Annotated in this window: 12 protein-coding genes; 7 read left to right on the top strand and 5 right to left on the bottom strand. The window is 50.1% G+C overall.

Annotated features, from left to right (window positions below; genetic code table 11):
• Positions 1–25 precede the first annotated feature (25 nt).
• A complete protein-coding gene (gene xapA / locus ACJHYD_RS00895; RefSeq protein ID WP_001551432.1) occupies positions 26–859 on the bottom strand; it encodes a xanthosine phosphorylase in 834 nt (277 codons plus the stop codon).
• Positions 860–1,107: 248 nt separating this feature from the next.
• Between xapA and ACJHYD_RS00890 the strand changes: the two genes are divergently transcribed.
• A complete protein-coding gene (locus ACJHYD_RS00890; RefSeq protein WP_001551433.1) occupies positions 1,108–1,872 on the top strand; it encodes an outer membrane protein OmpK in 765 nt (254 codons plus the stop codon).
• 37 nt (positions 1,873–1,909) lie between these two features.
• Here the strand turns inward: ACJHYD_RS00890 and ACJHYD_RS00885 are convergent, their stop codons facing one another.
• The gene (locus ACJHYD_RS00885) at positions 1,910–2,836 is read right to left on the bottom strand and encodes a LysR family transcriptional regulator (RefSeq protein ID WP_001109783.1); all 927 of its coding nucleotides are present in this window, start codon (positions 2,834–2,836) and stop codon (positions 1,910–1,912) included.
• An 89-nt stretch (positions 2,837–2,925) separates the two neighbouring features.
• Between ACJHYD_RS00885 and ACJHYD_RS00880 the strand changes: the two genes are divergently transcribed.
• Positions 2,926–3,924 (top strand): bile acid:sodium symporter family protein, encoded by a 999-nt coding sequence (locus tag ACJHYD_RS00880; RefSeq protein WP_000765603.1) that lies wholly within the window; start codon positions 2,926–2,928, stop codon positions 3,922–3,924.
• Here ACJHYD_RS00880 and ACJHYD_RS00875 read toward each other — a convergent pair.
• The 3 genes from ACJHYD_RS00875 to zipA all read right to left on the bottom strand — a co-directional run bounded on the left by ACJHYD_RS00875 (position 3,921) and on the right by zipA (position 7,225).
• Positions 3,921–4,139: a DUF3820 family protein gene (locus ACJHYD_RS00875; RefSeq protein WP_000410201.1), complete on the bottom strand. Its 219-nt coding sequence runs from the start codon at positions 4,137–4,139 to the stop codon at positions 3,921–3,923. The two genes, ACJHYD_RS00880 and ACJHYD_RS00875, sit on opposite strands and share 4 nt — an antisense overlap.
• Before the next feature lies 1 nt (position 4,140).
• Complete coding sequence (gene ligA, locus ACJHYD_RS00870; protein ID WP_001551434.1) at positions 4,141–6,156, bottom strand: NAD-dependent DNA ligase LigA; 2,016 nt, start codon at positions 6,154–6,156, stop codon at positions 4,141–4,143.
• Between the two features lie 70 nt (positions 6,157–6,226).
• Positions 6,227–7,225: a cell division protein ZipA gene (gene zipA, locus ACJHYD_RS00865; protein WP_001317975.1), complete on the bottom strand. Its 999-nt coding sequence runs from the start codon at positions 7,223–7,225 to the stop codon at positions 6,227–6,229.
• A 229-nt stretch (positions 7,226–7,454) separates the two neighbouring features.
• Here zipA and cysZ point away from each other — a divergent pair, with 229 nt between their 5' ends.
• The 5 genes from cysZ to crr all read left to right on the top strand — a co-directional run bounded on the left by cysZ (position 7,455) and on the right by crr (position 12,335).
• Positions 7,455–8,216 carry a sulfate transporter CysZ gene (gene cysZ / locus ACJHYD_RS00860; RefSeq protein ID WP_000254839.1) on the top strand — a complete coding sequence of 254 codons (762 nt, stop codon included), beginning with the start codon at positions 7,455–7,457 and terminating at the stop codon, positions 8,214–8,216.
• A 184-nt stretch (positions 8,217–8,400) separates the two neighbouring features.
• Positions 8,401–9,372: a cysteine synthase A gene (gene cysK, locus ACJHYD_RS00855; RefSeq protein ID WP_000034402.1), complete on the top strand. Its 972-nt coding sequence runs from the start codon at positions 8,401–8,403 to the stop codon at positions 9,370–9,372.
• Between the two features lie 383 nt (positions 9,373–9,755).
• Positions 9,756–10,013, top strand: coding sequence for a phosphocarrier protein Hpr (ptsH, locus tag ACJHYD_RS00850; RefSeq protein ID WP_000487600.1), 258 nt, complete (start codon positions 9,756–9,758; stop codon positions 10,011–10,013).
• A gap of 44 nt (positions 10,014–10,057) precedes the next feature.
• Positions 10,058–11,785: a phosphoenolpyruvate-protein phosphotransferase PtsI gene (ptsI, locus tag ACJHYD_RS00845; protein WP_000623136.1), complete on the top strand. Its 1,728-nt coding sequence runs from the start codon at positions 10,058–10,060 to the stop codon at positions 11,783–11,785.
• Between the two features lie 40 nt (positions 11,786–11,825).
• A complete protein-coding gene (gene crr, locus ACJHYD_RS00840; RefSeq protein WP_000522247.1) occupies positions 11,826–12,335 on the top strand; it encodes a PTS glucose transporter subunit IIA in 510 nt (169 codons plus the stop codon).
• Positions 12,336–12,343 lie beyond the last annotated feature (8 nt).

Genomic DNA, 12,343 nt, shown 5'->3' with positions numbered 1-12,343 from the left:
GTGAGGCCGTTTATTGTTGTTTTAATCAGGCAATTTTGCGCAGAAACCCGCAAATTAGGTTGATAAAGTTCTGCTTAGAAAGCTCCGCTGCTGCCAGCGTTTGGGTATGCGAGAGCTTCACGTCACTCAGGCCTTCTGCCATATTGGTAATCGCAGAAACGGCCACTACCTTCAGGTCACAATGGCGTGCTGAAATAACTTCAGGCACAACGGACATTCCAACGACATCCCCGCCAATAATTTGCATCATGCGAATTTCAGCCGCCGTTTCGAAATTCGGCCCCGGATACGAAACAAACACACCTTCCGTCAGGGGGAATCCCTCTTCTTTCGCCACTTTTTGCAACAGCGCCCGGTAATCCGCATCATAGGCATTTGCCAGTGAGAAGAAACGCTCTCCAAAACGATCATCGTTAAGTCCCACCATCGGCGTACCTGGCATGGTGTTGATATGATCTTTCAATGCGACCAGGCTGCCTGCCCCCACTTCCGGACGCAGCGAGCCTGCCGCATTGGTGCAGAACAGTAGCTCGCAGCCCAGCAACTTAAAGGTACGAATTGCGTCAGTCATAATGGTCATTCCACGACCTTCGTAGAAATGTCCGCGACCTTTCATACATACCACCGGTACGCCCTGGAGATGGCCCAGCACTAACTCCCCCGCATGACCATGTACCGTACTTACCGGGAAGCCCGGCAGCTTTTCGTAGGAAATTGCGACCGCGTTCTCAATCTGATCGGCCAGCGCGCCCAGCCCGGAACCTAAAATAAAGGCCACTCGTGGCGTGAAATCAGGTTTATAAGTCTTGATAATATCTACGCAATACAGTGGGTTATGAGAAAACCGAGCCTGAGACATATATATCCTTTTTTTGTAGGGTGGAATCTAACGCCTTTTTATAACGAGATTGCCCTACCTCATACCAATACACTTTTTTCATGTATCCGATAGTTATTCGATATCGATATATTTATATTTTTTCACTATTAATAGGCGGAAAAAACTGTATTGGTACTCTCCTTTCCATTGCATTAACAATATGCCGCTTTTAATCAACCTTTTTATTAAGCAATCAACTAATAACGATCGGCATAGGGAATTATGCTATGAAAAAACATCTTTTTACTCTGACACTCTCTTCTGTATTGGCGATACCAGCAGTAACCCATGCAGAATTTAAAGGCGGTTTTGCTGATATAGGTATTCATTATCTTGACTGGACTAGCAGAACCACTGAGAAATCGTCGACCAAATCACACAAAGATGATTTTGGATATCTGGAACTGGAAGGCGGCGCTAACTTTAGTTGGGGAGAAATGTACGGGTTCTTCGACTGGGAAAACTTTTATAATGATCGTCATGATAAACCGGGTAGCGAGCAGCGTTATACATTTAAAAATACCAACCGTATTTACCTGGGTGACACCGGATTTAATCTCTACTTGCATGCGTATGGCACCTACGGTTCTGCGAATCGTGTGAATTTCCATGACGATATGTTCCTTTACGGGATCGGCTACAATTTCACCGGCAGCGGTTGGTGGTTCAAACCGTTCTTTGCAAAACGCTATACAGACCAAACCTATTATACCGGCGATAACGGTTATGTCGCCGGTTGGGTTGCAGGTTACAGCTTTATGCTGGGCAGTGAGAAATTCACCCTCACCAACTGGAACGAGTACGAGTTTGATCGTGATGCCACCTACGCGGCAGGTAATGGCGGCAAAGAAGGTCTGAACGGTGCCGTCGCACTTTGGTGGAATGCAACTTCATACATCACCACAGGGATTCAGTATCGTTATGCGGATGACAAACTGGGCGAAGATTTTTACCAGGATGCGATAATCTACTCCATCAAATTTAATTTCTGATTGATTACTGCCGGGGCTCCCGGCAGTATGAATAGCTCTATATCTGATACAGCGGATCCCCTTCCCGCCCAGCCATTAGCGCACGGCCCTGGCCTCGTACCACGTCCCATAACGCTTGTGCGGCGGTGGAAAGTGAACGGTTCTTCCTGCGCACCAGCATCAACTGGCGTTCCACCACCGGCGTAATGCGCTTTACCACCAGCGGGCTACCTTCAGGCAATGGTAGCGCCAGAGCGGGAAGAATACTGATGCCGATGCCTGCGGCTACCATCGGGAACAGCGTCGCCGGATGACCAATCTCCTGCACAATATTCGCCTGAATACCGTTGCGCGCCAGAGCTGCGTCAATCAGCGGTCGGCTGCCTGACGCGTAATCCTGCAACACCAATTTCGCTCCCTGTAATGCCTGCCAGGGTACATAATCTTCCGCGGCCAAAGCGCTATCGCGATGGCAAAGCAAGAAGAAAGGCTCGGAAAGAATCGCTTCACATTGCAGATCGCCCACTGGGCCTGGATCGATGACGATGCCAAAATCGACATCTCCCTGGCGAATACTTTCCATCACCCACTGCTGCGGACGATCGTGCAGGATAAACTGAATATCTGGATAGCGGCGATGGCTTTCAGCAATGCATTGCGGAATAAGATGCGCGGAAATGGTCTGGCTGGCAGCGACCCGAACTTTTCCGCTCAGTTGTTGCCCCATACGCCCGGTATCGCGCAACGTGCTGTTAAGTTCATCCAGCAGTCGCTCAAGACGCAAAGCCAACTGCTGCCCTGCATCTGTAAGCACCACTTCACGCGTGGTTCTGTCCAGCAGGCGAACACCAGTATGATTTTCCAGCTCCTTCACACTGTGACTTACTGCCGACTGACTCAGGCCGATACGCTCTCCTGCACGACTAAAACTTTTCTCCTGCGCTACTGTGACGAAAACCTTTAATTGCTTTAAAGAATAATTCATCTGTTTTCTTCATGAATGGATGCAATAAATCAATTTTATTTCTCAAACTGGAAGAAGCACAATAGAACCATCGATCATCTGGAGTCTTTATGAAACTTTTTCGTATCCTCGATCCTTTCACCTTAACCCTGATCACGGTGGTGTTGCTGGCCTCTTTCTTTCCGGCCAGAGGCGATTTCGTCCCCTTCTTTGAAAATCTGACCACCGCAGCTATTGCCCTGCTGTTCTTTATGCACGGCGCGAAGTTGTCGCGTGAAGCGATTATTGCTGGCGGTGGTCACTGGCGACTGCATTTGTGGGTAATGTGCAGCACCTTTGTACTGTTTCCGATTCTGGGCGTGCTGTTTGCCTGGTGGAAACCGGTAAATGTCGACCCGATGCTCTACTCCGGTTTTCTCTACTTGTGCATTCTCCCCGCTACCGTGCAGTCTGCAATCGCCTTTACTTCAATGGCGGGCGGTAACGTCGCGGCAGCGGTTTGTTCTGCGTCAGCATCCAGCCTGTTGGGGATTTTCCTTTCACCATTGCTGGTTGGTCTGGTGATGAATGTTCACGGTGCGGGAGGCAGCCTTGAGCAGGTCGGTAAAATTATGCTGCAACTGCTGCTGCCGTTTGTGTTGGGGCATCTTTCCCGGCCGTGGATTGGTGACTGGGTGTCGCGCAATAAAAAATGGATTGCGAAAACTGACCAGACGTCCATTCTGTTGGTGGTTTATACAGCGTTTAGCGAAGCCGTCGTTAATGGTATCTGGCATAAAGTTGGCTGGGGATCATTGCTGTTTATCGTGGTGGTCAGCTGCGTTCTTCTGGCTATCGTGATTGTAGTTAACGTCTTTATGGCACGCCGACTGGGCTTCAATAAGGCAGATGAAATTACTATCGTCTTTTGTGGTTCGAAAAAGAGTCTGGCAAATGGCATCCCGATGGCAAACATTCTTTTCCCCACATCGGTGATCGGTATGATGGTGCTGCCTCTGATGATTTTCCATCAGATCCAATTGATGGTCTGTGCGGTGCTGGCGCGTCGATACAAACACCAGACCGAACAGTTACAGGCGCAGCAGGAAAGCCGCGCCAATAAAGCTTAAAGAGGACGCTTCAGGGGCTGGACCAGTTGCGTCAGCCCCTCAGTTTTAATCAGCAGCGTGATTTGCATTAGCTCACCGAGCTTCCCTGCTGGGAACTCATCTTTGCGGGCAAACCACAGAAGATACTCCTCCGGCAGGTCGATTAAGCGACGCCCTTTGTATTTGCCAAACGGCATTATCGTATTGGCTATTTCAATCAGCTGCTCTTTTTCCATCTCAGCTACCCAGCAAACGCAGCATTTCCGCTTCGTCGATAACTTCTATGCCCAGTTCCTGCGCTTTCGCCAGTTTAGAACCTGCCGCTTCTCCAGCTATCACCAGATCGGTTTTCTTCGACACGCTGCCCGCGACTTTCGCGCCCAGTTCGACCAGTCGAGCTTTAGCGTCATCACGTGACATCTGGCTTAAGCTGCCCGTAAGCACCACGGTTTTACCAGCAAACGGGCTGTCAATCTCTTCCGCGTTAATCACCACCGGCGCAGGCCAGTGAACGCCTTCCGCCAACAGCTCGCTGATGACATTGCGGTTGCTTTCTTCGGCAAAGAAGTTGTGAACGTGGGATGCAACGACAATGCCAACATCAGGCACCTTTTGCAGCTCTTCAATCGAAGCGGCTTCCAGCGCTTCCAGCGTGCCGAAATATGCCGCCAGACCTGCTGCGGTGGCCTCGCCGACTTCACGGATGCCAAGTGCATAGAGGAAGCGAGCAAAGGTGGTTTCTTTCGCTTTTTCCAGCGCATTAACCACGTTTTGTGCCGATTTTGGCCCCATACGCTCCAGTCCGGTAAGTTTGCCTGCGGTGAGTTTGAACAGATCCGCCGGAGTGTGGACATATTCTTTTTCAACCAGCTGATCGATGATTTTGTCGCCCATACCGTCAACGTCCATCGCACGGCGGGAAACAAAGTGTTTCAGCGACTCTTTACGCTGCGCACCGCAAATCAGGCCACCGGTACAGCGGGCAACCGCTTCACCTTCCACACGCTCAACGTCAGAACCACATACCGGACAATGCGTCGGGAATACAACCTCACGGGTATCTTCCGGGCGTTCAGAAAGCACGACGTTAACCACCTGCGGGATCACGTCGCCAGCGCGGCGAATCACCACTTTATCGCCAATGCGTAAACCAAGACGTTCGATTTCATCCGCATTGTGTAAGGTTGCGTTACTCACCAGCACGCCTGCAACATGGACAGGTTCCAGACGCGCAACAGGCGTAATCGCGCCAGTACGCCCAACCTGAAACTCGACGTCACGCACAAAGGTCATCTGTTCCTGCGCCGGGAATTTAAACGCTACCGCCCAGCGCGGGGCACGCGCGACAAAGCCAAGCTGCTCCTGCTGTGTCAGTGAGTTGACCTTAATCACCACGCCGTCGATATCAAAGCCCAGCGTCGGGCGGTCTTCTTCCACTTTGTGATAGAACGCCAGCACTTCTTCCGCCGATTCACAAAGTGTTACCCGGTCGCTGACCGGCAAACCCCACTTTTTAAATTGCAGTAAACGGCCAAGATGAGTATTCGGCAGCTCGCCACCTTCCAGAATACCGACGCCATAGCAGAAAAAAGTGAGCGGTCGCTTCGCTGTAATACGCGGATCAAGCTGACGCAGTGAACCAGCAGCCGCATTACGTGGGTTAGCAAACACTTTCCCGCCCGTGCGTCGCGCATCTTCGTTAATCTTTTCGAACCCCGCCTGCGGCAGGAACACTTCACCACGCACTTCCAGACGCGCCGGGATATTCTCTCCGTGTAGCTTCAGCGGAATGGCGCGAATAGTACGCACATTAGACGTAATATCTTCCCCGGTAGTGCCATCGCCACGCGTCGCGGCACTGACTAAAACGCCATTTTCATACAGAATACTGACGGCAAGACCATCCAGCTTCAGCTCACAGCACCAGGTGACTTTCTCGTTGCTTTTCAGACGGTCCTGCACACGTTTGTTGAAAGCAAGAAAGCTTTCTTCATCAAAAACGTTATCCAGCGACAGCATTGGCACTTCATGGCGGATCTGGCTGAAAGCCGCCAGCGGCGCAGCACCTACACGTTGGGTAGGCGAATCAGGCGTAATCAGTTCTGGATGTTTGGTTTCCAGCTCGCGCAGTTCGCGCATCAGCCTGTCGTATTCAGCGTCGGGAATTTCCGGCGCATCCATCACATGATAAAGATATTCATGATGGCGAAGCGTCGTTCGCAGTTCTGTCAGTTGTTGTTCGATTGATTCCATATCGCACCATCAATGCTAAAAACCCCCGACAAGCGGGGGTTCGAAGAGGAGTTAATTTGCCTTAAGTGTATCAGGCGTTGGCGTCTTTGACTTCGCGGATGATGTCCTGGTACTCGCGCAATTTCTGCGGAGTCATCATACGGCGCTGATCGTCAAGCACTACACCGCCCACTTCATCGGCAATATGCTGCGCAGATTGCAGCATCAGCTTGAAGTTCTGCAGCTCGTCACCGTAAGACGGTACCTGCATAAAGATAGTGACACCCGGAGTAGTGAAATCCTTCATTTCAGGATCAAAGGTTCCCGGTTTCACCATATTCGCCAGGCTAAATAACGCCGGGCCGCTGCCATCCGGGCTAAGATGACGATGGTAAATATTCATATCGCCAAAAATGAAGCCCGCTTGTTGAATGCTGTTAAGAAGCAGTTCACCGTTTAGCTCGCTACCGTGATGCGCCGCGACGTTCATGATAATCACCGCTTCTTTGCGCTTCGGTTTATCCATAACTGGAGCCGGTTCCGCTACAGGCTCAGGCTGTGGTGCCGCTACAGGCTCTGCAGGCTGGAAAGCCTGTTGTGCCGGTTGCGGTGCTGAATGCACTGGCTGCGGCGCTGATGCGACCTGTGGCGAAACTGGCTGCTGCAACGGTTGTTCAGGCTGCGGCTGATAGGCAGGCTGCTGCACGGGTTGCTGCACCGGCTGCGCTGGACGCGGAGCATGTTGCGGCGGTACCTGCGCTTCAGGCGGCTGCTGGACCGGTTGACGCGGCTGCGCAGACGCATAAGGCGGTTGGTACTGGTGTTGCGGCGACGGACGAGCAGCCTCATGCTCCTGGGCGTTAGCCGGGGCATGATTCACGCGGTGAACACGAACCTCACCAACGCCCTCATCATCTTCGACATCCTCGTCATAAGAATCGTCGTCACGTTTTGACTTCATTCGTTTTAATGGCCGATCGCGGAACATAGAAGATCGTTCTTTACGGCTGGTCCAGAAACCATGTACCAGTAAAGCGATTATGGCGATCGCGCCAACAATGATTAATATCAGACGCAAATCCTGCATCATTATATTCTCTGTTGTTCTAACACCTTGCCACCACGGCAAACATTTACTCACTAAGAGTATTTGCCGATTACCTCAAGTGCAAGTGCACTATTAACTTTCACAGCACAAAGATAGATGAAATCGTGCTTTTTGCTGTTTTTTCGAACATATCCTAACTGTCCATTGCGCAATTACCCGGTAAAATACGCAGAATTTTCCTGGGATTGGTCAAAAGGAGCTCATCCTGATTATGGTTTCATCATTCACATCTGCCCCACGCAGCGGTTTTTACTATTTTGCGCAAGGCTGGAAGCTCGTCTCGCAACCTGGGATTCGGCGTTTCGTTATTTTACCGCTGCTGGTCAATATTTTGTTGATGGGGGGCGCATTCTGGTGGCTCTTTACGCAACTCGATGTCTGGATCCCGACTCTCATGAGTTATGTTCCGGACTGGTTACAATGGCTGAGCTATCTTTTGTGGCCTCTGGCAGTCATCTCCGTGCTGTTAGTGTTTGGCTATTTCTTCTCAACGATTGCTAACTGGATTGCCGCTCCGTTTAACGGTTTATTGGCTGAACAACTGGAAGCACGATTGACTGGCGCTACACCGCCAGATACCGGGATTTTCGGTATCATGAAAGATGTGCCGCGAATCATGAAACGCGAATGGCAAAAATTTGCCTGGTATCTGCCGCGCGCAATTGTATTGCTAATTCTTTACTTCATCCCTGGTATTGGGCAAACCGTCGCGCCGGTACTGTGGTTCCTGTTTAGCGCCTGGATGTTAGCCATCCAGTATTGCGATTACCCCTTCGATAACCACAAAGTGCCGTTTAAAGAGATGCGCACCGCCCTGCGCACACGCAAAATCACCAATATGCAGTTTGGTGCTTTAACCAGCCTGTTTACGATGATCCCTCTGCTTAATCTGTTCATCATGCCCGTTGCCGTTTGTGGTGCGACGGCGATGTGGGTCGATTGCTATCGCGATAAACACGCGATGTGGCGGTAACAATCTACCGGTTATTTTGTAAACCGCTTGTGTGAAACAGGGGTGGCTTATGCCGCCCCTTATTCCATCTTGCATGTCATTATTTCCCTTCTGCATATAGATATGCTAAATCCTTACTTCCGCATATTCTCTGAGCGGGTATGCTACCTGTTGTATCCCAATTTCATACAGTTAAGGACAGGCCATGAGTAAGATTTTTGAAGATAACTCGCTGACTATCGGTCACACGCCGCTGGTTCGCCTGAATCGCATCGGTAACGGACGCATTCTGGCGAAGGTGGAATCTCGTAACCCCAGCTTCAGCGTTAAGTGCCGTATCGGTGCCAACATGATTTGGGATGCCGAAAAGCGCGGCGTGCTGAAACCAGGCGTTGAACTGGTTGAACCAACCAGCGGTAATACCGGGATTGCACTGGCCTATGTCGCTGCCGCTCGCGGTTACAAACTTACCCTGACCATGCCAGAAACCATGAGTATTGAACGCCGCAAGCTGCTGAAAGCGTTAGGTGCAAACCTGGTGCTGACCGAAGGTGCTAAAGGCATGAAAGGCGCAATCCAAAAAGCAGAAGAAATTGTCGCCAGCAATCCAGAGAAATACCTGCTGCTGCAACAATTCAGCAATCCGGCAAACCCTGAAATTCACGAAAAAACCACCGGTCCGGAGATCTGGGAAGATACCGACGGTCAGGTTGATGTATTTATTGCTGGCGTTGGGACTGGCGGTACGCTGACTGGCGTCAGCCGCTACATTAAAGGCACCAAAGGCAAGACCGATCTTATCTCTGTCGCCGTTGAGCCAACCGATTCTCCAGTTATCGCCCAGGCACTGGCTGGTGAAGAGATTAAACCTGGCCCGCATAAAATTCAGGGTATTGGCGCAGGTTTTATCCCGGCTAACCTCGATCTCAAGCTGGTCGATAAAGTCATTGGCATCACCAATGAAGAAGCCATTTCTACCGCCCGTCGTCTGATGGAAGAAGAAGGTATTCTTGCAGGTATCTCTTCTGGAGCAGCTGTTGCCGCGGCGTTGAAACTACAAGAAGATGAAAGCTTTACCAACAAGAATATTGTGGTTATTCTACCATCATCGGGTGAGCGTTATTTAAGCACCGCATTGTTTGCCGATCTCTTCACTGAGAAAGAATTGCAACAGTAATGCCAGCTTGTTAAAAATGCGTAAAAAAGCACCTTTTCAGGTGCTTTTTTGTGGCCTGCTTCAAACTTTCGCCCCTCCTGGCATTGATTCAGCCTGTCGGAACTGGTATTTAACCAGACTAATTATTTTGATGCGCGAAATTAATCGTTACAGGAAAAGCCAAAGCTGAATCGATTTTATGATTTGGTTCAATTCTTCCTTTAGCGGCATAATGTTTAATGACGTACGAAACGTCAGCGGTCAACACCCGCCAGCAATGGACTGTATTGCGCTCTTCGTGCGTCGCGTCTGTTAAAAACTGGCGCTAACAATACAGGCTAAAGTCGAACCGCCAGGCTAGACTTTAGTTCCACAACACTAAACCTATAAGTTGGGGAAATACAATGTTCCAGCAAGAAGTTACCATTACCGCTCCGAACGGTCTGCACACCCGCCCTGCTGCCCAGTTTGTAAAAGAAGCTAAGGGCTTCACTTCTGAAATTACTGTGACTTCCAACGGCAAAAGCGCCAGCGCGAAAAGCCTGTTTAAACTGCAGACTCTGGGCCTGACTCAAGGTACCGTTGTGACTATCTCCGCAGAAGGCGAAGACGAGCAGAAAGCGGTTGAACATCTGGTTAAACTGATGGCGGAACTCGAGTAATTTCCCGGGTTCTTTTAAAAATCAGTCACAAGTAAGGTAGGGTTATGATTTCAGGCATTTTAGCATCCCCGGGTATCGCTTTCGGTAAAGCTCTGCTTCTGAAAGAAGACGAAATTGTCATTGACCGGAAAAAAATTTCTGCCGACCAGGTTGATCAGGAAGTTGAACGTTTTCTGAGCGGTCGTGCCAAGGCATCAGCCCAGCTGGAAACGATCAAAACGAAAGCTGGTGAAACGTTCGGTGAAGAAAAAGAAGCCATCTTTGAAGGGCATATTATGCTGCTCGAAGATGAGGAGCTGGAGCAGGAAATCATAGCCCTGATTAAAGATAAGCACATGACAGCTGACGCAGCTGCTCATGAAGTTATCGAAGGTCAGGCTTCTGCCCTGGAAGAGCTGGATGATGAATACCTGAAAGAACGTGCGGCTGACGTACGTGATATCGGTAAGCGCCTGCTGCGCAACATCCTGGGCCTGAAGATTATCGACCTGAGCGCCATTCAGGATGAAGTCATTCTGGTTGCCGCTGACCTGACGCCGTCCGAAACTGCACAGCTGAACCTGAAGAAGGTGCTGGGTTTCATCACCGACGCGGGTGGCCGTACTTCCCACACCTCTATCATGGCGCGTTCTCTGGAACTGCCTGCTATCGTGGGTACCGGTAGCGTCACCTCTCAGGTGAAAAATGACGACTATCTGATTCTGGATGCCGTAAATAATCAGGTTTACGTCAATCCAACCAACGAAGTTATTGATAAAATGCGCGCTGTTCAGGAGCAAGTGGCTTCTGAAAAAGCAGAGCTTGCTAAACTGAAAGATCTGCCAGCTATTACGCTGGACGGTCACCAGGTAGAAGTGTGCGCTAACATTGGTACGGTTCGTGACGTTGAAGGTGCAGAGCGTAACGGCGCTGAAGGCGTTGGTCTGTATCGTACTGAGTTTCTGTTCATGGACCGCGACGCGCTGCCCACTGAAGAAGAACAGTTTGCTGCTTACAAAGCAGTGGCTGAAGCGTGTGGCTCGCAGGCGGTTATCGTTCGTACCATGGACATCGGCGGCGACAAAGAGCTGCCATACATGAACTTCCCGAAAGAAGAGAACCCGTTCCTCGGCTGGCGCGCTATCCGTATCGCGATGGATCGTAAAGAGATCCTGCGCGATCAGCTCCGCGCTATCCTGCGTGCCTCAGCTTTCGGTAAATTGCGCATTATGTTCCCGATGATCATCTCTGTTGAAGAAGTACGTGCACTGCGCAAAGAGATCGAAATCTACAAACAGGAACTGCGCGACGAAGGTAAAGCGTTTGACGAGTCAATTGAAATCGGCGTAATGGTGGAAACACCGGCTGCCGCAACAATTGCACGTCATTTAGCCAAAGAAGTTGATTTCTTTAGTATCGGCACCAATGATTTAACGCAGTACACTCTGGCAGTTGACCGTGGTAATGATATGATTTCACACCTTTACCAGCCAATGTCACCGTCCGTGCTGAACTTGATCAAGCAAGTTATTGATGCTTCTCATGCTGAAGGCAAATGGACTGGCATGTGTGGTGAGCTTGCTGGCGATGAACGTGCTACACTTCTGTTGCTGGGGATGGGTCTGGACGAATTCTCTATGAGCGCCATTTCTATCCCGCGCATTAAGAAGATTATCCGTAACACGAACTTCGAAGATGCGAAGGTGTTAGCAGAGCAGGCTCTTGCTCAACCGACAACGGACGAGTTAATGACGCTGGTTAACAAGTTCATTGAAGAAAAAACAATCTGCTAATCCACGAGATGCGGCCCAATTTACTGCTTAGGAGAAGATCATGGGTTTGTTCGATAAACTGAAATCTCTGGTTTCCGACGACAAGAAGGATACCGGAACTATTGAGATCATTGCTCCGCTCTCTGGCGAGATCGTCAATATCGAAGACGTGCCGGATGTCGTTTTTGCGGAAAAAATCGTTGGTGATGGCATTGCTATCAAACCAACTGGAAACAAAATGGTCGCGCCTGTAGACGGCACCATTGGTAAAATCTTTGAAACCAACCACGCGTTCTCTATCGAATCTGATAGCGGCGTTGAACTGTTCGTCCACTTCGGTATCGACACCGTTGAACTGAAAGGCGAAGGCTTCAAGCGTATTGCTGAAGAAGGTCAGCGCGTGAAAGTTGGCGATACTGTCATTGAATTTGATCTGCCGCTGCTGGAAGAGAAAGCCAAGTCTACCCTGACTCCGGTTGTTATCTCCAACATGGACGAAATCAAAGAACTGATCAAACTGTCCGGTAGCGTAACCGTGGGTGAAACCCCGGTTATCCGCATCAAGAAGTAATTCTTGCC

The sequence above is a fragment of the Escherichia sp. WS1368 genome (assembly GCF_046487485.1).
Classification (GTDB): Bacteria; Pseudomonadota; Gammaproteobacteria; order Enterobacterales; family Enterobacteriaceae; genus Escherichia; species Escherichia coli.
The sequence above is the reverse complement of the archived record's forward strand: the minus strand, read 5'-3'. Positions and strand labels throughout refer to the sequence as shown.